This is a genomic window from Neptunomonas concharum, assembly GCF_008630635.1.
Taxonomy (GTDB): Bacteria; Pseudomonadota; Gammaproteobacteria; order Pseudomonadales; family Balneatricaceae; genus Neptunomonas; species Neptunomonas concharum.
In genome coordinates, this window is the sequence record NZ_CP043869.1 from 219,692 (window position 1) to 241,884 (window position 22,193).

At 46.5% G+C, this 22,193-nt stretch carries 21 protein-coding genes; 5 read left to right on the top strand and 16 right to left on the bottom strand.

The window, feature by feature from the left end; translation table 11 throughout:
- Window positions 1-9: 9 nt before the first annotated feature.
- From trmB to F0U83_RS01060, 3 genes are all read left to right on the top strand, one after another.
- The gene (gene trmB, locus F0U83_RS01050; RefSeq protein ID WP_138986103.1) at window positions 10-702 is read left to right on the top strand and encodes a tRNA (guanosine(46)-N7)-methyltransferase TrmB; all 693 of its coding nucleotides are present in this window, start codon (window positions 10-12) and stop codon (window positions 700-702) included.
- Window positions 703-903: 201 nt separating this feature from the next.
- Window positions 904-2,784: a methyl-accepting chemotaxis protein gene (locus F0U83_RS01055; RefSeq protein WP_138986104.1), complete on the top strand. Its 1,881-nt coding sequence runs from the start codon at window positions 904-906 to the stop codon at window positions 2,782-2,784.
- Window positions 2,785-3,112: 328 nt separating this feature from the next.
- The gene (locus tag F0U83_RS01060) at window positions 3,113-4,531 is read left to right on the top strand and encodes a xanthine/uracil/vitamin C permease (protein WP_138986105.1); all 1,419 of its coding nucleotides are present in this window, start codon (window positions 3,113-3,115) and stop codon (window positions 4,529-4,531) included.
- Window positions 4,532-4,598: 67 nt separating this feature from the next.
- On the opposite strand, the gene gspN is transcribed toward F0U83_RS01060, so the two are convergent.
- The 13 genes from gspN to F0U83_RS01125 all read right to left on the bottom strand — a co-directional run bounded on the left by gspN (window position 4,599) and on the right by F0U83_RS01125 (window position 15,986).
- On the bottom strand, window positions 4,599-5,303 hold the full coding sequence (gene gspN / locus F0U83_RS01065) for a type II secretion system protein N (RefSeq protein WP_138986106.1): 705 nt from the start codon (window positions 5,301-5,303) through the stop codon (window positions 4,599-4,601).
- Complete coding sequence (gspM, locus tag F0U83_RS01070) at window positions 5,300-5,776, bottom strand: type II secretion system protein GspM (protein WP_138986107.1); 477 nt, start codon at window positions 5,774-5,776, stop codon at window positions 5,300-5,302. The genes gspN and gspM overlap by 4 nt, the downstream gene beginning before the upstream one ends.
- A gap of 1 nt (window position 5,777) precedes the next feature.
- The gene (gene gspL / locus F0U83_RS01075) at window positions 5,778-6,953 is read right to left on the bottom strand and encodes a type II secretion system protein GspL (RefSeq protein WP_138986108.1); all 1,176 of its coding nucleotides are present in this window, start codon (window positions 6,951-6,953) and stop codon (window positions 5,778-5,780) included.
- Window positions 6,950-7,912: a type II secretion system minor pseudopilin GspK gene (gene gspK / locus F0U83_RS01080; RefSeq protein WP_138986109.1), complete on the bottom strand. Its 963-nt coding sequence runs from the start codon at window positions 7,910-7,912 to the stop codon at window positions 6,950-6,952. The genes gspL and gspK overlap by 4 nt, the downstream gene beginning before the upstream one ends.
- Window positions 7,909-8,517, bottom strand: a complete 609-nt coding sequence (locus F0U83_RS01085; protein ID WP_138986110.1) for a type II secretion system protein GspJ — start codon at window positions 8,515-8,517, stop codon at window positions 7,909-7,911. Before F0U83_RS01085 ends, gspK begins: the two co-directional genes overlap by 4 nt.
- Complete coding sequence (gene gspI / locus F0U83_RS01090) at window positions 8,510-8,869, bottom strand: type II secretion system minor pseudopilin GspI (RefSeq protein WP_138986111.1); 360 nt, start codon at window positions 8,867-8,869, stop codon at window positions 8,510-8,512. Before gspI ends, F0U83_RS01085 begins: the two co-directional genes overlap by 8 nt.
- Window positions 8,853-9,350 (bottom strand): prepilin-type N-terminal cleavage/methylation domain-containing protein, encoded by a 498-nt coding sequence (locus F0U83_RS01095; RefSeq protein WP_170221687.1) that lies wholly within the window; start codon window positions 9,348-9,350, stop codon window positions 8,853-8,855. Before F0U83_RS01095 ends, gspI begins: the two co-directional genes overlap by 17 nt.
- Window positions 9,310-9,741 (bottom strand): type II secretion system major pseudopilin GspG, encoded by a 432-nt coding sequence (gene gspG, locus F0U83_RS01100; protein ID WP_138986113.1) that lies wholly within the window; start codon window positions 9,739-9,741, stop codon window positions 9,310-9,312. Before gspG ends, F0U83_RS01095 begins: the two co-directional genes overlap by 41 nt.
- A 14-nt stretch (window positions 9,742-9,755) precedes the next feature.
- On the bottom strand, window positions 9,756-10,964 hold the full coding sequence (gene gspF, locus F0U83_RS01105; RefSeq protein ID WP_138986114.1) for a type II secretion system inner membrane protein GspF: 1,209 nt from the start codon (window positions 10,962-10,964) through the stop codon (window positions 9,756-9,758).
- The gene (gene gspE / locus F0U83_RS01110; protein WP_138986115.1) at window positions 10,951-12,444 is read right to left on the bottom strand and encodes a type II secretion system ATPase GspE; all 1,494 of its coding nucleotides are present in this window, start codon (window positions 12,442-12,444) and stop codon (window positions 10,951-10,953) included. The genes gspF and gspE overlap by 14 nt, the downstream gene beginning before the upstream one ends.
- Before the next feature lie 4 nt (window positions 12,445-12,448).
- Complete coding sequence (gene gspD, locus F0U83_RS01115) at window positions 12,449-14,455, bottom strand: type II secretion system secretin GspD (protein ID WP_138986116.1); 2,007 nt, start codon at window positions 14,453-14,455, stop codon at window positions 12,449-12,451.
- Window positions 14,455-15,330 (bottom strand): type II secretion system protein GspC, encoded by an 876-nt coding sequence (gene gspC / locus F0U83_RS01120; protein WP_170221689.1) that lies wholly within the window; start codon window positions 15,328-15,330, stop codon window positions 14,455-14,457. The genes gspD and gspC overlap by 1 nt, the downstream gene beginning before the upstream one ends.
- 170 nt (window positions 15,331-15,500) lie before the next feature.
- Window positions 15,501-15,986 carry a Spy/CpxP family protein refolding chaperone gene (locus F0U83_RS01125; protein ID WP_138986118.1) on the bottom strand — a complete coding sequence of 162 codons (486 nt, stop codon included), beginning with the start codon at window positions 15,984-15,986 and terminating at the stop codon, window positions 15,501-15,503.
- A 146-nt stretch (window positions 15,987-16,132) separates the two neighbouring features.
- Between F0U83_RS01125 and F0U83_RS01130 the strand changes: the two genes are divergently transcribed.
- Together F0U83_RS01130 and F0U83_RS01135 are read left to right on the top strand one after the other, a co-directional pair.
- The gene (locus F0U83_RS01130; protein WP_138986119.1) at window positions 16,133-16,831 is read left to right on the top strand and encodes a response regulator transcription factor; all 699 of its coding nucleotides are present in this window, start codon (window positions 16,133-16,135) and stop codon (window positions 16,829-16,831) included.
- On the top strand, window positions 16,831-18,144 hold the full coding sequence (locus F0U83_RS01135) for a sensor histidine kinase (RefSeq protein WP_138986120.1): 1,314 nt from the start codon (window positions 16,831-16,833) through the stop codon (window positions 18,142-18,144). Before F0U83_RS01130 ends, F0U83_RS01135 begins: the two co-directional genes overlap by 1 nt.
- 22 nt (window positions 18,145-18,166) lie before the next feature.
- Here the strand turns inward: F0U83_RS01135 and F0U83_RS01140 are convergent, their stop codons facing one another.
- From F0U83_RS01140 to F0U83_RS01150, 3 genes are all read right to left on the bottom strand, one after another.
- Window positions 18,167-20,239 carry a sensor domain-containing protein gene (locus F0U83_RS01140; RefSeq protein ID WP_138986121.1) on the bottom strand — a complete coding sequence of 691 codons (2,073 nt, stop codon included), beginning with the start codon at window positions 20,237-20,239 and terminating at the stop codon, window positions 18,167-18,169.
- 168 nt (window positions 20,240-20,407) lie between these two features.
- The gene (gene glnK / locus F0U83_RS01145) at window positions 20,408-20,746 is read right to left on the bottom strand and encodes a P-II family nitrogen regulator (RefSeq protein WP_138986122.1); all 339 of its coding nucleotides are present in this window, start codon (window positions 20,744-20,746) and stop codon (window positions 20,408-20,410) included.
- 158 nt (window positions 20,747-20,904) lie between these two features.
- Entirely contained in the window at window positions 20,905-22,179 is a 1,275-nt protein-coding gene (locus F0U83_RS01150) for an ammonium transporter (protein WP_138986123.1), read from the bottom strand.
- Between the last annotated feature and the right edge of the window lie 14 nt (window positions 22,180-22,193).

Genomic DNA, 22,193 nt, shown 5'->3' on the forward strand with positions numbered 1-22,193 from the left:
GAATTATTAATGACTGAAGAAAAGAAATACATGCGTACCATTCGTAGCTTTGTTATGCGAGCGGGACGCACTACGGAAGGGCAGCAAAAAGCACTGGATGACGTGTGGCCAATCATGGGATTGGAAGTAAAAGACGGTCCTGTTGTGTTTTCCGAATTGTTTGGTCGTGATGCACCGGTAGTGCTGGAGATTGGCTTTGGTATGGGCGACTCCTTAATAGAGATGGCGAGCCAGCAGCTAGAAAAAAACTACATTGGTATAGAGGTTCACAGACCGGGTGTTGGTCGATTGCTGTCGCGCGCTCAGGAGGCTGGTCTGAGTAATATCCGGGTATATGCAGAAGATGCCATCGAGGTACTTGCACAGTGTATTCCTGATAACAGCCTTGACGTGTTGCAGCTATTTTTCCCTGACCCATGGCATAAGAAGAAACATCACAAGCGTCGTATTGTTCAGCCGGAGTTTGCCCAGACTGTGCGTAAAAAGCTCAAAATCGGCGGCTACTTTCATATGGCAACAGATTGGGAAAATTACGCAGAACATATGATGGAAGTGATGACAAGCGCTGAAGGATATCAAAACAAAGCTGGTGAAGGGGTTTTCTCACCTCAGCCAGACTGGAGACCTGTCACTAAGTTTCAAAAGCGTGGTGAACGCTTAGGGCATGGTGTATGGGATTTGATGTTTGAGCGTACCTGCTAAAGAGCAGCTTCCTACTTATATAAAAGCACAACACTCGTTGTGCTTTTGATCCCGCCTTATATAAAAATCACTTTTGTCGATTAATTTCATCTGTTTCTAGCAGACTGCATAAACTTGCCTATACTTTAGTAGGCAGGGTTCATATTTTAATGTGGCATGGGTTCTGCTGAGGATAAAAATAATATGACCGAGGTTGATTAAATGAAAGTATCCCATAAAGTGGCGCTACTGGCATCTTTGATTGTCGTTGCCGCTTTTTCTATTTTTTCATGGTTTCAGTACAACACAGTGCGGGATGCGCTTTATACGAAAACGGAGCAAAATGTTGCTGAATCTACTAAGGTATTAAGCCATCAAATAACCAATTGGCTTAATGGAAAGCTAGCGTTAATTGATATGATGGCACAAAGCATTGATAAGGACTTCAATCAGGAGACGATTAATAGAGCCTTTCACCTTCCTATGCTCAAGAAGGAGTTCTTGTTAATTTTCGGAGGGTTAGATACAGATGGGGCGCCGATCACCAATGATGCGAATTGGGCACCAGAAGGGTGGGATGCACGTAAAAGGCCTTGGTATCCTGTAGCAAAGAGCCATCAGAGAGCCGTATTAACTGATCCTTATGCGGATTCAACGACAAAAGAGATTCTGATATCTGCGGTTGCTAATTTTTCGGATAAGGGCGTATTTCAAGGAGCCTTTGGCGGTGATCTTAGCCTTAAAACCGTCTCGGAAGCGGTTAATACATTAAACTTCAATGAGACGGGTTATGCCTTCTTACTGAGCGCCAACGGAAACATTATTAGCCACCCAGATGATACCTTAAATGGTGAGCCTGTATCTAAACTGTTTAAGGAAGGCGTACCTGCATTTAAAGAAGGTTTGAATGAAGTTGAAGTTGCGGGCGCTACGGTATTTACTTCCTTCTACCAACTCGATGGCTTATATGGAAGCGACTGGTTATTGGGGGTTGTTCTGGACAAGAGCAAGGTGATGGCGGATGCCAACTCGTTTGGCTGGGCGGCGCTAATTGGCACGATAATATCGGCTCTACTTTGCTCCGTTGCACTTTATGTGGCTGTATCCAAACAGTTATTACCTCTGCAGAAATTGCGTGAGTCTCTGTTGGAAATTAACAGAGGGGAGGGGGATCTTACTAAGCGTTTAGACGTGGTTAGTAAAGATGAGTTTGGTCAGGTATCTAATGACTTTAACCATTTCATTGCCTATTTGCAGAACCTGATAAGTAATGTAAAAGAGCTTTCAACCAGTATACGCACAAGCACCGACCTAACGGCATCTTCAGCATCTTCGGCATCGGCTAATTTGGAAACCCAACTATTTGAATTGGATCAGTTAGCAACCGCTATGCATGAGATGTCAGCTACCGCGCAAGATGTTGCAGCTAATGCCCAACGTGCAGCGGATGCTGCTCATCAGGCGGATAATGCAGCATCTCACGGTGTTGATGTGGTTTCGCGAACAACATCTTCAATTGCAACCTTAGCTGGTGAGATGGACGGAGTCGTTAATACCATTAATGAGTTGGCAGGTTACAGTGATAATATCGAATCGATATTAACCGTGATTACGGATATCGCTGATCAGACCAATCTGTTGGCGTTAAATGCAGCGATAGAAGCTGCACGAGCTGGGGATATGGGGCGTGGTTTCGCAGTGGTTGCAGACGAGGTACGTGCTTTGGCATCACGTACACAACAATCTACAGAAGAGATCAAAAAAATGATCCATCAGCTGCAATTAGGTGTGCGTAATGCTGAAAGTATCATTCAGAACAGTCGCCAAAAAGCGAATGATACGCAAGCGGTTGCGAGTGAAGCTGATACGGTACTGGCGACCATACGTGACAGTATTCTGGAAATTAACCAGATGACCGTGCAGATCGCGACGGCAGCAGAGGAGCAAAGTGCAACCTCCGAAGAGATTAATCGTAATACCACAAATATTCGTGATATTAGCCAGATGGTTTCTGACGGGGCCAAAGAGCAAGAAGGCCACTGCGTTACGATGGTTGATTTAACCAGCCGCCAGAATAGAGAGATGGACAAGTTTAAAGTCTAGATTAACTGGAAGCTCAAAAAGCCCGTTTACGGGCTTTTTTTGTGGTTTTTTTCTATGTGAGTGGGTGTTCGATATATCATACATTTTGCATGTGCTGCCAGAACAGCGCTTTAAAGCTTTCAGTATTGATACATTTTGAAATATTTCGTAAAAATAGGTATTTACACCTAATTCTTTAGTTTTAAATCTCGACTAAAGTCGACTTTTATAGCCTCGCTTGTTGCAGCGCAAAGTCATACCGTAGCGTCGTTTAAATCGCTTTATATCGAACACTATAGCTAGTCAGGGCTGTCGTGCTCGAAGAGCAAACTGATTGTAGGTGGAAGAAATGGCGCTGATAAAAAGAGCACATGGCGCTGAACACCCATATTGGGCGTTTGGGCCTTTCAAAATACGCTTACCCTTGCTGCATTACCGAATTGAGATGCCTGAAGTGATTCAAGGCTTGGTAATGTTTGTGGTAGGTCTGGCAATGATACCGTTGTTGGAAAAGTACCTTGGTATGCCTTACGAGGCAGCTTTAGCATTCACCTTTATAGCGGGTTTAGGTTATATATTGCCGGCAATGTTGGGTGTCCCTCTGGTTCCTGGGTGGATAACGCCGGCGATCCCTGTAGTTATTCTTTACTTAAAAGGATTTGAGCCGGGGCCTGAAGCCATTAAAGCTATGTTTGCCTTGCAGATTGAAGTCACCATTATCTTCTTAATCTTGGGTATTACTCGGTGGGGCTCGAAACTGGTTGATATTATTCCAAACTCACTGAAGTCAGGAATAATCATTGGTGCAGGCATTGCCGCAATGATGGGAGAGCTGAAAGTCGGTGGGCGTATTGATGCGACACCTTTCTCCCTGATTGTAGGGTCGTTGATCTCAGCTTACGTATTATTTTCCCTGTCATTTAAAAATGTTGTGGATACTAATCCGTTGGCGAAAAAGATTGCTAACTTTGGCATGGTGCCGGGTATGTTAATCGCGATGGTTGTTGGTTGGGGTGTTGGCGAGTATCCATTACCGGATATTGAGTGGGGTATTACTCAGCCAGACTTCGCGCTGATGTGGCAATACTTAGTGTTCTCGGTTGGCTTCCCAGGTTGGGATGTATTCTTGCTTGCGATCCCTACGGCGGTGATTGCTTATGTTATCGCGTTCGGTGACATTATTGTTGGTTTTACCTTGGTAAAACGCGTAGACCACATTCGTGATGACGAGAAAATTGAAACAAGTGTTGACCGCGTTCATGTGGTGACAGCGATTCGTAACGCAATTCATTCTTTCTTTGCGCCTTGGCCGGGTTTGGCAGGTCCCTTATGGACGGCAGCTCATGCTACCGTAGCAGAACGTTATGCGATGGGTCGTAAAGCGATGGACTCTATCTATAGTGGTGGCGGTACATTCTGGATTACAGGGTTGGTGGCGCTGTTTATTTTGCCTCTAGTTACGCTGTTTAAGCCAGTATTGCCTATTGCTTTATCGTTGACGTTAGTACTAACTGCCTATATCTGCATCATGGTGGGTATGGAGCAGTTGAAGAACCCTACCGAGCGTGGTGTTGCGGGTATCGTAGCGGTTACGTTAGCGATGCCAGATCCTAAATCAACGGTCTATGCCGTAGCAATCGGTCTGATTCTGTACTACTTGATTGAGCGTCCAAAACTATTAGGCAAGCATAATCCTGATGATGAGATTATCTTTGCTGGTGGTGACGAGGATGAGCCTGAAAAGGTTAAGAAAAAAGAAACAGCCTAACTATCAGGCATAGATAATCTGCTTTCTTTAAAAAAGGCTACTTCAGGTAGCCTTTTTGTTTTTAGATTTAAAGGTGGCCGCTTTCTTGGAAAACAAAACGTCCGCCCTGTGCTGGACCGAGTAGGGCGATGAGTTTCGACTGAGTAGCTGGGTCATCTGTTGCTAACTCCCCCTTAATCAGATATCGGCCTGCTGCTACAAAAGAGCCATCGCCTTGTAACTTGATAGGGGCTTTGGTGTTCGCAAATGAAAAGATATATTGCTGTTTATCGCAGCTAATCTCTGCATCAACGACACCCAAAGATAAACCAAGAGCGCGAGTATCACTGATAGATGCCGTACCTTTCATGCTATCCAAACACGTTAGTGCATTCAGATCAGATAGCTCAGCGTTAACATTAGCGTGAATACCATTTAGGGCGGGGTTGATACGAGCTAGTCCAAGACTTGAGCTTGTTACAGATAGCGTTTTAACCGTTTGTGGGTCCCATGGGTAAAAAGAAAACTCCCCTATGGTTTCGATTTCCGGGAAAGAAAGCTGCCAGCCCAGTTGAGCTTGTATCAGTTTCACTGGTTGAAACTGCCACTGGGTTTTGCCAATAGGTGTACCCGCTATCGTTAGGCGGGCAGAGCCTTTCCAAAGTGTACCTTCAATATTAGACAATTGTGCCGGAATGGTTGCCGAGAATGGCTGGTAGAAAAAGTACGCCGGCGTATTGCTTATAAAAGCGATAGTGAAAACAAGTACTGAGAGAGAGATAAGCTTTTTCATGGTGTATTGGCGGCCTCGATAAAACTGAGTCGTGCATTGACTCGGCCAGACTGTTCCGCTGTGCTGATTTGCGCCTGTGAGATCTGAATATTCTGTTCGATGCCACTTTGGATAGCGCTCAACATGCCGTTGAATGAAGCGTTGTCACTCCACACGCTGATCTCTTCATTATTGCCGGACTGTATGCGGCTGAGGTTAATGCTGTGCTGAGCAAACGTTTGGGTTACCCGTTGTCTTAAAGGTTGCCCATTAGTGCTCCTTGGCCCAGATGGCGCCTTTATTTGAGCAGCTGCCTGCTGCAACCATGCTAAATCTTCTGTTTTCTGAGCAAGCTTGCTTTGTAAAGCTGAGTGGTGTGCCAATGTAGGGCGAATGAGGAGTAGCCAAAGTACTAATACAATACCGATAGGCAGTGCAAAGAGCAGTATATGTTGTTCGCGCCTAGAAAGTGCAGCATATTTTTCTTTTAACATTTTATTGCCCCTTCAGCGTTAATAAACCTGAAACGCTATCCTGATTTTTCACTAAAGTACCCAGTTCTGTATTAAGCCCTGCTGCTTGTAAATCGCTGTTGAGTTTTTCCATTGCGTTGTAGCTATTGGCTTGCAGTTGCAGTCTTAAGGCTGCGGGAGATGGGCTAAAGCGTAAATTTTGCAGGCGTATATTATGTGTGGATAACAATGGAGAGGCTGCCGCTAACCACGATAAAAATTGACTGCTATCCCCTTGGTTATTTTGCTGTCGAAGCTGAGCTCGCATTTGGCGAACAGGGTCATTGATCCGGCGGGCATTAGGGAAGCTTTGGCGATAGGTATCGATCAGCGCTTGGTCGATATCTGCTATCTGTCGAGAGAGTTTCATATTATCTAAAACGACGCCTGTGAAAAGTAACCCAATGAGGCACGCGGCGGCGATGACGGGTTTCTTTAATAATGGCCAGAATGTGTGGAGTGCGCTTTGAGCCTGATAGTCCCCTTGCAGCAGGTTAACCGGAGGTGCTTTTAGGGAAAAGTTGGCTGCTAAGACTTCTGTTAATGGACGAGGCAACGGCTTAGCCGTGAGGGAGTCAAACTGCACAGATGAATCGGTGTAAAGTGTGCAGTGGTTTGCCAGTTGTAGTTTTGGCAGTAACAAATTTAGCGTTTGCTCGCTGAAGGTTGCTTGTAGCTGGTGCAACCGCGCCATTACTCTAGTGCCCTCTTGCCATAATGTGGTGGGCTCTTGTGTAGATAAAAGCTGATAGTCAGGTGTGATATAACGAATGTCCAAGCCTGATTCGAACGCTAATGTTTGCCAATAACGGATGTTGTCGTGGGTGATCGCGAAGGCTTCTATTTGATTATCTTTGAACTGTCCTGACACTACATGCATTTTCTCGATAGGCTCACTGATGTGCTCCTCTATCATGAAGGGTAGGCTGCTGAGCAAAGTGCGTTTTTTCCCAGGCAAGCTGACATTAAAGGCACGTACATGTTCGCCGGGTATGGCTAATATTGTGATCGCTCCCTCATTTAACGTTTTAAGGCTACTGAGGTCGGCTGAGTTGACTTTACCCTGTTGAGTGGCAAGTTGTTTGGGTGTATTCCAAACGACCCAGCTTAGTTCAGAGGCAGGATAGTCGTGTGCCCTGATTAGTAAAATGTTACTCATGGTGCTACTCCGTAACGCCGTCCCAATACGCGGGCATTTTTTTCGTCGTTAATATAAAGCCACGAAGTTAGACTGAACTCAACGCTGCCTAATCGTACCTCAGTTTCTAATTGAAAATAATGTCGTTTATTAACTAAGGCGGCTTTGGTTTGGTCACTCAGGGTGATGGAATTAAATATAGGGTGCTGCCAAAAGTCTGCAGCATGAGCATAGCCCTCTTTGGGTCTGTCGTTAATGACCGCTGCAATTTGTACGCTATCAATGGCACCCTTAATCAGCGCGCTGATCAGGGGAGCGGAGCTTGTGTTTAGATCGTTAACGTTTAAAGCAAGTGTTCGATCGCCCGGTCGAGTACAGACATGGGGGAGTAAAAGGGCGGCTTCTTCGTTGCTGAGTGCTTCTAATTGCAAAAGCTCACTCACACTCACCATATCATCATCAGCCGCTGCTTGAGGAGGCGTTTGGCCGCTATAGAAAGGCGTTTCTGCGCCATAGCCGCCCTCGGGTAACGTATCCTCGTCTGTCCAGTCGCGTATTCGGTCAATGAGCATCTCTTGGCTGGCGGCACTAAGCTTGATCTCTTGCTCTAAAAACTGTTTCCAGACGTTAGTCGTAAATTGGTAGAGAGCTTCATTTGCCTCTTTATTTTGATTTAGGCTGTTAACATTTAAGCAAGTATGCATTGGCTGTAAACGATAACGCACTCCCCCGCCATCAATAGGAAAGGCCACTTCAAGATCTTCTTTTTCTAGTAACGGTTTGTCTATAAAGTCTTCGAGCTTGCTCAGAGCGTAGGTTTCTCCGCCTTTGGCATACCAGTAACCTTGGCGCAGATCGCGGCTGGCACTATGTTGTTGGGTTTGCTGGCGAACCGTGTCCATTACTTGCGTGGCGAGTACCGTAATAATCGCCATGATGCCCAACACCATAATCAGGGCTGCGCCACGTTGTCTGGTCATATTTTTGCCCCAGACGCTAGGCTAATGAGTGTTAGCTCTTGCCATTGTTCGTGGTCGATTGCGAGCTGAATCGCTTTGAGGGGGCTATTACTGGAATCGGGTATTTCGTTTAGCCACTCAGCAAACAGAAATGAGAATTCAGCAGAGCGGATGTTGCTAAATAGCGTCTGGCTATACCAATCACTGTTATTAACGGGATGACCTACAGGCTGAGTTTTGCGAACTAGGGTATCCTCGATTATTTGGTAGCGAACCCGTTCTAACTTCTCGTAAGGCGGTTTTTGACTAGGCTGGCTTCTGAAGCGGGTAAACTCTAGCAACAGACCGGGCTCACTCGAGCCTCGTGCGGTGATCAAATCGTCCCCTTCGGGTAGCTTATTGGATCTAATCGGTAAGGAAATGTGATCCAAGTCGGCTTGGATAATACGTAAGCTACGCTGTAAATAGGCTAGTTTTTCATTATGCTCGGCGATTTGTTGGTTGTTTGCCGTCATTGCTTGTAAAAGATTAGCGCTGATTAGGCCAACCACGGCAGTAATCGCTATAGCAATGACAAGTTCAATAAGGGTCATGCCGGACTGTTTTTGTGGTGTACTGCTATTCATGTTGAAAGCCTGTTAGTTCGGCGAGCAAATAATCAGGCTGGCTTTTTTCGCTGACCTCTATGGTGATGCGGCGAAAGTTCTTCAGCTCGGTAGTAGCTATGGAAGCTTTCCAATAAAAGCTTTGGCCTGCAAATTGACTAAACCCATCTAGATTTTGCTCTGCTCCAGCGAGTACCAACGACAGTTGGTTATGCGCTACCCAGCCCGCATGTTGTCGAATTTCCAGTTGATAGGTGCTTTCAGTCGCTTGTGATACTGCCCGGCTTAAGGCCGCTGCTGAGACGGCCAAGATAAACAAAGCGACCATCACCTCTAATAGCGTAAAGCCCCGCTGCTTACTCGGCCGATGCATAAGGATCTGTCAGTTCTAGCGTTTCGTTTAAATAGCTTAGCGATAGCTTGAAGGGCGTTAGTAGGCCATCCGGAGAAGCTTGGATTTGAGGAATCGTTGACTCTTCGGCCAAACGAACGGGTTTTCCTTCACTATCTAAGCTGACTAACAGTGCGTCAGGGAATGTTTTAGGAGTAAAACTGGGCACTTTTTGCCAACCCTGTGTCGATGAGAAAGTCATTAATTCGTAGTGATGCTGGGTGAATAGAAATCCCAACCAACGCTGCTCAATGAACGCTTTATCGCTTAGGCTGCGAAGTTGTAACTTTAAGGTAGCCATGCTGCCAGTTAGAGGGTTTTCCTCTTTTTCCCCTGAAAAGTTAACGATTACCGCAGCTGATAACAAACCGATCAACGTGACGATAACCATTAACTCCAGCAAGGTGAAGCCTGCTTGGTGCTTACCAGTTGCCAATATCTGCTGCCTGCCCTTCGCCGCCATTATCACCATCTGAGCCTAAAGAGTAGATATCGAAGCTACCATGCTCCCCTGGTTGCAAGTACTGATAAGGGTTGCCCCATGGGTCTTTTGGTAAGCGCTTAATATAACCGTCGGGCCGGTAGTTTTTGGGTTCTGGATTAATTTGTGGCTTGCTGACTAGTGCCTCTAAACCTTGGTCGGTGGTGGGGTGATTGTGATTATCAAGCTTATACATATCTAATGCTTGTTCAAGTGCGGCAATATCGGCTTTGGCTTTCTCGACCATCGCTTTGTCTTGGTTATCTAGGACATTGGGTGCAACGATGGCTACCAAAAGCCCTAGGATTACCACGACGACCATAATCTCTAAGAGGGTAAAACCCCGTTGTTGTGCTTTGTTGCTGCGGATCATTGACTCTCTCCGTTTTAAAACTGTGTCAGGTTGTTAAGTTGCAGAATAGGTAACAAAATAGCTAAAACAATAGCCAGTACTAACGCGCCAAAAATAATGATAAGCAGGGGTTCTATCAAGCGTGTGGCGACACTAATAACGCTGGTGAGCAAGTTCTCCTGTTGGCGCGCTGCATGATCTAAAGACTGACCCAATTCTCCACTGTGCTCGCCGTTAGCAATCATATAGACAGAGATGGGCGGAAACACTTTACTGTCTGCTAGGGTTTTACTGAGCAATTGCCCCTCTCTTACCCGTTCGGTGGCGTCGGCCACGGCCTGTCGGATAACGCGGTTATGAAGGGTTTCACGGCTGATCTTAAGAGACTCGAGTAACGGGGAGCCGCTGTTGACCATAATGCTTAAAGTATTCAGTAATCGTGCTGTTTCCAGTTGGGTAATCAAGCTTCCAAGCCCTGGTATGCGAAGCATCAAGCGATGAATGCGGGTAAGGAACGCTTCGTTTTTTAAGAGCTGCTTCCAAACAAAGCTTGCAGCTATCAGCACGGCTAGAACCAACCAGCCCGAATTAACGATAAAGTCAGAGATGCTGATCATGATGCGGGTTAGTAGAGGAAGCTGTTGTCCGACACCATCAAATTGCTCAACCACTTTTGGAACAACATAGGCCATTAATAGTGTGATTACGCCGATAGATACCAACGTTAAAACCGCAGGGTAGATAGCTGCCTGCATCACGGTACTGCGTAATTGCTGGGTGCGCTCAGTATAATCGGCCAAACGCATCAGTACTTTGCCAAGGTCCCCGGAATGCTCGCCAGCAGACACTAACGCACAGTAAATAGGGGGGAACACTTTAGGGTGGTCTTTCATGCCCTCAGCGAGTGTGTGCCCTTCAAGGATGCGACTACGCACCGACTTTAAAACGCGCCTTAACACTTTGTTTCGTGTTTGATCGGCAGCAACTTGCAGTGCTTCCTCTAAAGGAATGGCTGATTGTACCAAGGCGGCAAACTGTTGCGTAAATAACGCAATATCCCTAGTAGCTACTCGGCCGCTGCGTGTTGCGCCGCTAGCTGATTTTTGCGCAGTTGCACTCAGGGATACGGGGATCAGACTTTTCTCGCGCAAGTTCTGGCGAGCTTGGCGTTCGGAGTCGGCATCGATATAACCGCGTGTTTTTTTCCCATGGGGATCAACCGCCTGATATTCAAATGACGGCATGTTCTGCTGACTCCTTAACCATTCTGAGTACTTCAGATGGTGAGGTTTCACCGGCGATAACAAGCGCCCTTCCCTGATCTAACATGGTGCGTAAGCGGCCCTCAACGTGGGCTGCCATGAGATGTTCTCCCGCACGATCATGGATAAGACGGGATAACGCCGGATCGATCAGGAGCAATTCATAAAGGCCCTGTCGACCGGTATAGCCGGTTTGGTGGCAATGGTTACAGCCTTGGCTCTCTTTAACAACCTGGCCGGTTAGGGCGCTATCGCCTAATGCCAGAGCATCCTCTTGCTGAAGCGTGTAGTCTGTTTTGCAGGCTGGGCAGAGTGTACGAACCAGTCTTTGTGCCAAAACACCTTTGAGTGATGAAGCGATCAAGTAAGGCTCTATGCCAATATCCATTAGGCGTGTAATTGCCCCTAACGAATCGTTGGTATGCAGGGTGGACAGCACTAAGTGGCCGGTTAAACTGGCCTGTACGGCAATTTGCGCCGTCTCGGCATCACGAATCTCACCTACCATCACTACATCCGGGTCTTGGCGTAGAATAGCGCGCAAGCCTTTGGCAAATGTCATGCCGCTTTTCGGGTTTACGGGGGTTTGCCCAATTCCTTCGAGCGCATACTCCACAGGGTCCTCGACGGTGAGGATATTGCGGCTCTTGTTATTAATCAGAGAGAGACCCGCGTAAAGCGTTGTAGTTTTACCTGAACCTGTGGGGCCGGTAACAAGAATAATGCCGTTAGGTTGTTGTAACAGGTGGGTAAAGGGCTTCAAGGTATTGTCAGGCATGCCCAGCTGTACCAGATCCATGCGAGACGCTTGCTTGTCGAGAAGACGCATCACGACTCGCTCTCCATGGATCGACGGCATGGTCGATACGCGCACATCCAGTGCTTTACCGGCCATTTTTAAGGAAACGCGGCCATCCTGAGGGATGCGGCGCTCTGCAATATCTAACTTTGCCATCACCTTGATGCGCGATATGAGTAAAGGCGCTAGTGGGCGGCTAGGCTGTAGAATCTCTTGCAATACACCATCCACTCTTAGGCGAACAGACATACTGCTCTCAAAGGTTTCAAGGTGAATGTCAGAGGCTTGCTGACGCAACGCTTCAGCAAAGAGGGCGTTGATTAGACGAATGACCGGAGCATCATCCTGAGCATCGAGCAAATCTTCTGATTCAGGAATGCTTTGAGCCAGTGCATCTAAATCAATAACATCGTTGAGGTCTGCGATATTCTCAAAGGCATTATCAGCCGCCTGATAGGCTAGGCTGATTGCGTCATCTAAGGCTCCGCTATCCATATGCTGAACATGCAAGGTGTTGCCCAATAAACGATCTGCTTCCAGAAGGCCCTCTAAGGAAGTATCTGGGCAGACACTGACAGAGGTCTCCTGTGAGTCCTCTGTTGCCGTGGCTAAAATGCGGTGTTTACGGGCGAATGTAAAAGGAAAAATAGGCTGTGCGATCATGGCATCAGCGATCCCCGCCCATCATTTTAAAGATCTCTTCCACTTGTGGATCTTTTGCGGCCGCTTCTTCGATAGTTGGTGGCGAAGGTTGATCATTCTTCCACTGGGGCAGGCTCGGAGGTGGGGCTTTCGTTAAACGATTTGGGTTACCTGCTGCATGCATCAACTGGCGTGCATGGATATAGTTGTATTTTTGACGACTAACGGAGTTTGCAACGCGCTGATCACGAATAATGGTCGGGCGAATAAACACCATTAGATTGCGTTTAACGTGAGTAGTGCCATCTGAACGGAACGCTTGGCCTATACCTGGTATGTCGCCTAACAGAGGCACTTTAGAGGAAGACTCCTGAACATCTTCATTGATCAAGCCACCCAGTGCTAAGGTGGCGCCGTCATCAACTAATACGGTGGTAGAGATAACCCGTTTGTTGGTGACGATATCTGAGGCTTTAATGCCTGAAAGCGAAGAAACCTCCTGCTCAATGGTCAGGCGGATCGCGTCTCCCTCATTGATTTGAGGCGTAACTTTAAGCTTTACACCGATATCTTTTCGTTCAATGGTTTGGAAAGGATTATCGTTGTTGGAGCTGGCCGTTGATCCGGTAATAATGGGCACTTCTTGGCCTACTTGAATGAAGGCCTCTTCATTATCCATGGTGACTAGGCTTGGTGTGGATAGCACGTTGGAGTCAGTATCTTTGTCTAAGGCGTTAAGGAAAGCCGCGAAGCTAAAACCATTGCGATCGAAACGGCCAATACCAATTGACAGGCCATTTTGTACCAAGCCTGCTGTCGCGTTGTTGGATGCCGCAGCCCCAACAAGATCGACGATACCTGTGCTGGTTTCTGACTTATAATTTACGGCCCCTAGCGGGGTAGTGCTGCCCTGGTTGCTATCAAAGAACAGCCATTGAACCCCTAGTTCTTTGGAAGCTGTGTCGGATACTTCGGCGATAATCGCCTCAACCATCACCTGAGCGCGGCGTATATCGAGTTGCTCAATAATGGACTCTAGCGTTTTAATGATATGGGGGCTGCCGGACATCACCACTGTGTTGGTCTGTTCGTGGGCATCAATATGGAGTGCGCTTTTATTGCTTGGTGCTGTGGGTGCGTTGCCGGTCTGGCCACCTTCCTCTTTTATGATAGTGTCGCTGACACCTTTTAATACCGGAACAATATCCTTAGCTTTTGCATATTTAAGGTAAACCACTCGAGTATTGGAGGTGGTTTGGACTTCGCCATCGAGCTCTTTTGCGATGCGACGAATGCGCCCCCGCATCGTGTCGTCTGCTCGTACAATCAGGGTATTGGTTCGCTTATCTGAGGTAATAACCGGTGACGGGCCTACTTTATCTTTCTTTGTGTCATTGGTTAGGCTGGTAAGAATACGCTCAATTTCGCTAGCCGAGGCATTGCTTAGCGTAATAATTTCTAGCGTCTGAGAGTCAGCTTGGTCAACCTGGTTGATGATCTGCGCAATACGTCGAACGTTAGAGGTTCGATCAGTTAACAAGATAACATTGGAGGTGTCGTAAGCAGCAATAATACCCAATCGGTTATCAATAAGAGGCCTAAGGGTTGCTGCTAGTTGGTTAGCATTAACATTTTTTACTTCCACTACACGGGTGATAATTTCTTCACTGCTACGGCTTGGAATGCCACTAGATACCTCAGAACCTTCGAGTTTAGCACCTTGGGCCGGAATAACTTTGAGAATATTGCTCCCTGCATCAACTACAGAGTAACCACTGATGCCTAGCTGTACCAAAAAGATCTCATAAAGCTCATCTTCAGTCAGTTGAGAAGGGCTTTGGATATCAACTTTGCCACGTACTTTGTCATCCGTAATGATGGTTTTGCCTGTCATCTTGGAGATGGTGTTGATGAACTCGCGAATATCAACACCTCGCATATCGAGGGTGTAATCTTGTGAGTAGGCTTCGAGTGAGCAACCTAACAGAAGGGCAAGGGAAAGAGGTTTGAGAAAGTGACGTAGGTTTTTCATTACAGCCTAATATCCATTGTGACCGGTTTTCCGTTGCGACGTAGTGTTAAAGCAACATGGTTAGCGGTTTGCAGAAGTTGATAAAATTTGGAGATGTCGATGGTGTTAACGGGGACACCATCCAAGTGAGTAATGATATCTCCAGGCTTGATTCCAGTGGCCTGCAGTAGCCGTTTGTCTTGCCCTGCATTAATACGATAGCCCGTCATAGCGTTGCCTGATTTTTCAGGGACAAGGCTCATATATTTCATCAGGGAAAGCGGGTCGGAGCTCATTACCTCGCGGATGTTACCGCCAATCAGGTTTTGAATGTTATCCGATCCAAAGTCAATAGATTGTGATGGACTACCTGATCGTGCACTAGAGGCGGTAGAAAACGACTGAGGGCGTTTTGCATCAGGCAGGAGTAGCTTCTCAGGTACGCTGTTATTTTCAATAATGATATGGTCAGTCTCAATAGAGATTAGCCGCACTTTAGTGCGCCCTTGATCTGCAATCCACTCATTCTCTTTATAGGCGCCTTGCTTACCTTGGTAGTTAATCACTGCGACACTATTATCACCTTTTATTAGCCCAAGTAGCGTGATATTTAGGCGTGTTTCGCGGATGTTATCGGTTTTTATGACGGTTTTCGGGGCAATGTCTTTAGTGTTATCAACGGGAGTGCCGAACAGATTAGCTGCTCTGATACGTTGTAGATAATCTTGCTGAGAGGGAACGGCCTGACTGATCGTTGGCGAGGATGCCGTATCAAGTGTTTGCGTTGTATTTGGATAGAAAAGGGCAATAACCTGCCAGCTGAGTTGTGCTAATACATAAGCACACAGCAGTAAAATAAGTACAAAGATAAGTTGGCTTATCCGTTTTAATGGCATTAATCGCATCCGTGATTGAAAAATAGACCGCTGGATAGAATACAGGAAAGGGGGCGATTGTTGCCAATAATTGTTACTGTTATGTGAAGGCTTTGACAGAAATGTGATAAATAGATGAAAAAGCCTAAGTGTCAAAACCTAGGCTTTTCGTAGGCTGTCGCAATTATGGATTAACGCTCCATTCCTTGATGGTGCTTGCGTTTGCTCTGCATTGCTTCAAATTGCGCCATTTGTTCTGGCGACAGAATCTTTTGCATAGCTGCTTTCATGTGCATACGCTCATCGATTTTGCTTTCGGCCATAAAGGCTGCTTTTTGTTTAGCTTGTGCTAGGGCGCTGGCATAGTCAGCTGCACTTGGATCAAGCCCTCGAAGTGTTTTGTGAAGCGATTGCATCTGCTCACGCATGGTTTCACGTTGCTGTTGTTTATTGATAAATAGCTGCTTCACTTCGTTCTTCTGTGTTTGGCTTAACTCTAGTTTTTTAGCCAGCCGTTCAACCATTTTATCTGGATTTCTCTTTTGCCGATCCTCTTGAGAGTAACGCTCACCTCGCTCGCATCGGTCATCATCTGATGCGTACTTCATACCTGCAATGGTTGTTGTACCGATTGCTAATATCGGTAGAGCAATAAGTGCCATTGTTAACTTTTTCATGGTGGTTCTCCGTGTTTTTATTGATGAGTCTAGTGTGCGCTAACGCAATGCTAAGTTGGGTTACGCGGGTGTAAAGTTTGGTAAAGGCGTGTCGTTCTGCTGATTTGATCGCATACAATGAGGTTAGTTAATGCGGGGAATAGGATATGAGTGAAGCACATATACTACTGGTTGATGATGATCAAGAATTGACCGATTTGCTGATGGATTACCTAGAAGCGGAAGGATTGGTGGTGTCTGTTGCAAATAGCGGAGAAGCAGCGTTAAAAACGATAGAGTCAGGTTTAAAACCTGATTTAGCGGTTTTGGATATTATGATGCCGGGAATCTCCGGTTTGGCCTTGCTTCAGCAATTGCGGCCTGCTTGGTCTGTGCCTGTTATTATGCTGACCGGCAGAGGTGAGGATATTGATCGCATACTAGGGTTGGAAATGGGGGCCGATGATTATTTGTCAAAGCCCTGTAATCCTCGGGAGTTGTTGGCGAGAATACGTGCTGTCTTACGTCGCGCCCACGGAACTATGCCAGCACCTAAAGGCAGCCGACTGACCTGTTGGGGTATTACGTTAGATCCTACCAAACGGGAGGTCTCGTATGGTGCAGATTGTATCGATATGACCAGTGCAGAGTTCAACGTGCTACATCAGTTTATGCAGCACCCAGGAGAAATTATCAGTAAATCCGCGCTGACAGAGCGGGTACTTCATCGGAATTTGACCGCTTATGACCGAGCTATTGATGTGCATGTTAGTCGAGTCAGGCAAAAATTGGCCCCTTTCATCAAAGGGCAGGAATTGATCAAAACGGTTAGAGGAGAAGGTTACCTCTTAGTGGCGGAGAATTGATGTTACGTTTTAATCGACTTTTTTGGAAAATATTTTTTGCTTTTTGGCTGGCCAGCTTTGGGGTGATCCTCGCAACAGTCGCTGTGGTGGGGGGGATTATCGAGCGGGATAGTGTAAGAGATACGCTGGAATATAAAGCCCGCCTTCAAGCGGAAAATATGATCAGTCGCTACGAAGGCGGGCTGTCATCTAATCACCGTTACGATGATGGGGACGATGATGAGCGAACGGAACGCCGTCGTCGCCATCCGCGGATACTCCCGTTGCAGATTTATGATGCTTCAGGCAGGTTGATTTTCGGTGCTGCACCCCGGACACAGCAGAGCGATCAACTGGCTTTCAAATTTACATCAGAGCGTGGGATTGCGTACCAAGTTCGTTTGCCGTTAGATCCTGTGAGAAGCCATTTAGCGCGCCTTCAGTCGTTTCTGTTATCTGTTCAGGCTGTTTTTGTCTTAATCGCGGCTACCTTGGCAAGCTTGTTATTGACGCTCATCGTTGTCAGGCCCGTGAATCGTTTAAAGGGCTACGTTAATCAATTACATAGCGGGGAAGAGCCGGTATCTATTGATCCCTCACTGCTAAAACGGGGGGATGAAATTGGTGATTTGGCTAGAGAGTTTGATCAAATGGCACGTTATGTGGAGTTAACGCTGCAATCCCAGCAGCGCTTGGTCCAGGATGTCTCACATGAATTGCGTGCCCCTTTAGCACGTATGCAAGTGGCTGCGGGGCTTGCTGAACAAAAGCTGGGTAGTGATAGTAAAATTAGCCAGCGGATAGATTTAGAGTGCCAGCGCCTGAGTCGTTTGATTGATGAGATGCTGTCTATGGCAAGACTCAATAATCTTGATGCGACACAAGGGACGTTCAATCTGGTGGAGTTGCTGCAACAGGCGATTGATGACCTGCTTTTCACCCAGCCTGAACGGCCTATTAGTTGGGCGCCCGTGTTGAAAACACAAGGTGTTTATCAAGGTAATCCTGAGCTGTTTTCCAGAGCGATCAATAATCTATTCAATAATATTATCAAGCATACAGACAGTGACTGTCCTGTTGATGTCGTTATTCAAGAGAGTAACAGCCATTACGAGATCGTGATAAGCGATCATGGAAAAGGGGTGTCTAAAGATACGCTATCCTGTTTGTTTGAGCCTTTTTATCGTCATAATAATGATACCAACGGCTATGGGCTGGGGCTGAGTATCGCTAAACGAGCGATTGAACGGTTGAATGGTACTATTGTGGCGGAACACTACCCGGAAGGTGGTTTGAGCATAAGAATTCATCTGCCGATGAACCCCTGTAAGTGATCTAACGCTGGAGCGTGTCTAGTCAGTGGTCCTGCTGCTTTGCGAGCATTTCGAATAGCTGGGCCTCAGTGATCGCCTTGCTGTAAAGAAAACCCTGACCCATAAAGCATTGTTTGCTAATCAAGAACTGCTTTTGTTCGAGTGTCTCTATACCCTCTGCTAAGGGAGTCAGTTGTAGGCGCTCTGCCATAGCAATAATAGTTTCTGTGATGGCTGCACTGTCCTCATCATGGGGCAGGTCTGCAATGAAACTTTTATCAATTTTAAGAATATCTACTGGCATCTTCTTTAAATAGTTCAGTGAAGAAAAGCCTGTACCAAAATCATCAATGGCCAAGGATATTCCCAACTGCTTGAGTGCATGAAGTGTGTCGGTTGATTGTTGAGGGTTTTGGAGTAAAACTCCCTCCGTAATTTCCAAGGTTAGGTTGGGTTTAATACTTGGGTGCTCTTCAATCAGCGCCTTAAACGTTGGGATAAGTAGGGGATCTTCTAACTGTCGTGTTGAAAGGTTAATCGACAGATTAATCGTAGGTAGCTGGCTATTTAACAGACGCATTAGCATGGCGAGCGCTTCTTTGATTACCCAACGTCCTAAGGGGAGTATTAGGCCGGTCTCTTCTGCTTTTTCGATAAACTCAGAGGGCTCGATTTCCCCATCGAGCAAATGACACCATCGACAGAGCGCCTCTACCGCAACGACCCGGCCTGTTCTTAAATCCATGATCGGTTGATAAAGTAAATGCAACGCTTCATGATCGATGGCATGGCGAAGATCAAGCTCTAATGATAATGCTCGTTTAGCTTCTAGATCCATTTTAGGGTGAAAAAACGCAAATGTGTTCCTACCTGAGCGTTTTGCTTCGTACATCGCTAAGTCAGCATTCTTTAAAAGGCCGCTGGCATCGTCACCATCTGTATGAATGAGTGTTATGCCTATGCTTACGGTGGCTTGTATTTCATGCGGGCCAATATGTAACGGTTGGCCGAGTAGTGAAAGAATTTCGGTCGTTAAGGTAATCAGGTCTTCCGTAGAGTCCGCAGTATGGACGAGGACGGTAAATTCATCTCCTCCTAAGCGATACACAGATGAGGCTTCATTTGTACAAAAACGAAGACGGTTCGCTATCGCCATCAGTAACTCATCACCAGTATCGTGTCCGAGCGTATCGTTTATTTGCTTAAAGTGGTCTAGATCCAGTAGCAGTAACGCGGATACTTGTTCTGCGGGTTTGTGGATCAAGTTATCTAAATCATCACGAAAACGTCGGCGATTCCCAAGACCTGTCAATGCATCAAAGTAAGCAAGCTGCTCCATCTGGCGCTCATGCTCTTTAATATGGGAGATGTCATCACTAACTGAGACGATGTTAACTAGGGTATCGTTCTGGTCATAAATAGGTGATATAGATTGGAATGACCAATATTCAGAACCATCTTTTCGACGGTTAAGAAGGGTGTTTCTCCATTGCTTTCCGCTGAGAATGTTGTGCCATAAACCTTTATAAATGTGGTCTGATGTTTGATCGGAGCGAAGCAGGCTGGGCTTCTTTCCGATTAGTTCTAGAGGCGAGTACCCTGTGACTTCTGAAAAACGAGGGTTGGTATATTCAATCAACCCCTCGGCATTTGTAATCAGCACTGCGCTGCCGCTGTTTTCAACAGCGTAGGATAGTTTCTTTAATTCAAGTTCGTGGGTCGTATCAATGGCAACATCGGATATAATGATAATGGCTGCAATAACTTGGTTCTTTTCGTCTCTAATGGCTGAAACGCAAACAGATGCTGTGAAAATTTCGTTATTCTTTTTGTAGAGATCCCGCCTAAGCTTGTAGCTGCCCAGCTGATTATTGAAAAGGGCTTGTAGCCTTGCTTTGGTTGCTTCGTAATGCTCAGGCGGACAAATTTTGTCGAGCGGCTTTCCCGCTAAACTTTCTCCATGAAAGCCTAAGATTGCGGAAAATTGTGGATTAGACAGTAAGCAAAATCCTTGTGCATCAATACAGGCAACACCAATGTGGGCATCATCAAACGGTGTATAAACCTGGTGAATTATATGCAGCTGAGTTTCGCTAAGACCATTCCGTTGGCTCATGGTTGAATATCTAATCTCATAGGGTAAGTTTGGCTACCGCATATCATACAGTTTTAAAATAGCCTCTTTATGATCCAAGTCAAAAGTGTCTCTAATATGATACTTAAATGACGTGAGGTCAAAAAAAAGCACCTTTAAAGAAAGGTGCTTTTGGGTAACCGGTATTGCCTAAAGCGCGTCTGGACCACTTTCGCCAGTACGAATACGGATGACTTGCTCTAGTGGCATAACAAATATTTTGCCATCCCCAATCTTTCCAGTATTGGCTGTTTTACTGATAGCTTCAATAACTTGATCCAGCATATCTTCATCGATGGCGACTTCGATTTTTACTTTAGGTAGGAAGTCCACTACATATTCAGCCCCACGGTAGAGCTCAGTGTGGCCTTTCTGACGACCAAAGCCTTTTACTTCGGTAACAGTGACCCCTTGAATGCCAATTTCAGATAAGGCTTCGCGCACATCATCCAGCTTAAAAGGTTTGATAACCGCACTCACAAGTTTCATAGACGTCTCCTTCTGTGCCGGCTGCAATACCGGCAGTCGAGCATACTCAGTAAATATGGCGCTCAGTATACCCCTATTTTCGAGGTTGCGCATTGTTGGAAAAACGCTCAAAGGGTGCCGAAGCACCCTTGAAGTTATGGATTGAGACTTAAGTTTAATTACTTTCCAGCAGATTTGAACTCTGGGTATGCCTCCATGCCACACTCAGCAATGTCAGCACCTTCGTACTCTTCCTCTTCGCTGATACGGATACCCATTACCGCTTTGAGTACTAGCCATACAACCAAGCTTGCACAGAATACCCAACCAAAGATAGAGACAATACCTAAAATCTGAGCACCAAAGGTGGCATCTGCGTTGTTCAAAGGCACCGCCAGAAGTCCCCAAATACCTACTACACCGTGAACTGAAATAGCACCGACTGGGTCATCAATGCGTAGCTTATCCAGTGTTAGGATAGAGAACACAACCAACACACCGCCAAGGGCTCCAATAAGGGTTGAGAATTGAGCCGTTGGTGAAAGAGGGTCTGCTGTTATTGCCACAAGGCCAGCCAATGCGCCGTTAAGTGCCATGGTCAAGTCAGCTTTCTTGAAGAGTAAGCGAGCTGTAATGAGAGCTGCGATGACACCACCTGCTGCTGCCGCGTTGGTATTAACAAACACCTGAGCTACGGCATTAGCTTCGCCCACATCAGACAGTTTGAGTTCCGAGCCGCCGTTGAAACCGAACCAGCCCATCCACAGGATGAAAGTACCCAGTGTCGCGAGCGGCAGGTTTGCACCAGGGATCGCATTGATCTGGCCATTTTTACCGTATTTACCTTTGCGGGCACCTAGCACCAGTACGCCTGCTAGTGCTGCTGCTGCGCCTGCCATGTGGACAATACCTGAACCAGCAAAGTCGGAGAAACCTGCTTCGCTTAAGAAGCCACCACCCCATGTCCAGTAGCCTTCTACTGGGTAGATGAAACCCGTCATGACAACAGCAAAAGCCAAGAATGCCCATAGCTTCATACGCTCAGCCACCGCACCGGATACGATAGACATAGCTGTAGCAACAAAGACTACCTGAAAGAAGAAATCAGAACGTGCGGAGTAATAAGGTGCGTCGTCCCCGCCTGATAATACGGCGTCTAAGGCGTTCTCATCACCAATCAGTGCCCCAAGGTTTGGCAGAATACCGCCTTCGTCAGAGCTGTACATGATGAAGTAACCACAAAGCAGGTACATGGTACAGGCGATTGCATATAATGCGACGTTCTTGGTCAGAATCTCTGTGGTATTTTTGGCACGTACAAGACCTGCCTCTAACATGGCAAAACCTGCTGCCATCCACATTACCAACGCGCCACAAATGAGAAAGTAGAACGTGTCTACTGCATATTTCAGCTGTGTTAAGTCACTCGCTGTTGATTTTAATAACTCTTCCATCTCGTCTGCCCTCC

Coding starts and splice junctions, on each gene's coding strand:
- trmB (WP_138986103.1), top strand. CDS start 10: ATGACTGAAGAAAAGAAATACATGCGTACCATTCGTAGCTTTGTTATG.
- F0U83_RS01055 (WP_138986104.1), top strand. CDS start 904: ATGAAAGTATCCCATAAAGTGGCGCTACTGGCATCTTTGATTGTCGTT.
- F0U83_RS01060 (WP_138986105.1), top strand. CDS start 3,113: ATGGCGCTGATAAAAAGAGCACATGGCGCTGAACACCCATATTGGGCG.
- gspN (WP_138986106.1), bottom strand. CDS start 5,303: ATGAAAAAGCTTATCTCTCTCTCAGTACTTGTTTTCACTATCGCTTTT.
- gspM (WP_138986107.1), bottom strand. CDS start 5,776: ATGTTAAAAGAAAAATATGCTGCACTTTCTAGGCGCGAACAACATATA.
- gspL (WP_138986108.1), bottom strand. CDS start 6,953: ATGAGTAACATTTTACTAATCAGGGCACACGACTATCCTGCCTCTGAA.
- gspK (WP_138986109.1), bottom strand. CDS start 7,912: ATGACCAGACAACGTGGCGCAGCCCTGATTATGGTGTTGGGCATCATG.
- F0U83_RS01085 (WP_138986110.1), bottom strand. CDS start 8,517: ATGAATAGCAGTACACCACAAAAACAGTCCGGCATGACCCTTATTGAA.
- gspI (WP_138986111.1), bottom strand. CDS start 8,869: ATGCATCGGCCGAGTAAGCAGCGGGGCTTTACGCTATTAGAGGTGATG.
- F0U83_RS01095 (WP_170221687.1), bottom strand. CDS start 9,350: ATGGCGGCGAAGGGCAGGCAGCAGATATTGGCAACTGGTAAGCACCAA.
- gspG (WP_138986113.1), bottom strand. CDS start 9,741: ATGATCCGCAGCAACAAAGCACAACAACGGGGTTTTACCCTCTTAGAG.
- gspF (WP_138986114.1), bottom strand. CDS start 10,964: ATGCCGTCATTTGAATATCAGGCGGTTGATCCCCATGGGAAAAAAACA.
- gspE (WP_138986115.1), bottom strand. CDS start 12,444: ATGATCGCACAGCCTATTTTTCCTTTTACATTCGCCCGTAAACACCGC.
- gspD (WP_138986116.1), bottom strand. CDS start 14,455: ATGAAAAACCTACGTCACTTTCTCAAACCTCTTTCCCTTGCCCTTCTG.
- gspC (WP_170221689.1), bottom strand. CDS start 15,330: ATGCCATTAAAACGGATAAGCCAACTTATCTTTGTACTTATTTTACTG.
- F0U83_RS01125 (WP_138986118.1), bottom strand. CDS start 15,986: ATGAAAAAGTTAACAATGGCACTTATTGCTCTACCGATATTAGCAATC.
- F0U83_RS01130 (WP_138986119.1), top strand. CDS start 16,133: ATGAGTGAAGCACATATACTACTGGTTGATGATGATCAAGAATTGACC.
- F0U83_RS01135 (WP_138986120.1), top strand. CDS start 16,831: ATGTTACGTTTTAATCGACTTTTTTGGAAAATATTTTTTGCTTTTTGG.
- F0U83_RS01140 (WP_138986121.1), bottom strand. CDS start 20,239: ATGAGCCAACGGAATGGTCTTAGCGAAACTCAGCTGCATATAATTCAC.
- glnK (WP_138986122.1), bottom strand. CDS start 20,746: ATGAAACTTGTGAGTGCGGTTATCAAACCTTTTAAGCTGGATGATGTG.
- F0U83_RS01150 (WP_138986123.1), bottom strand. CDS start 22,179: ATGGAAGAGTTATTAAAATCAACAGCGAGTGACTTAACACAGCTGAAA.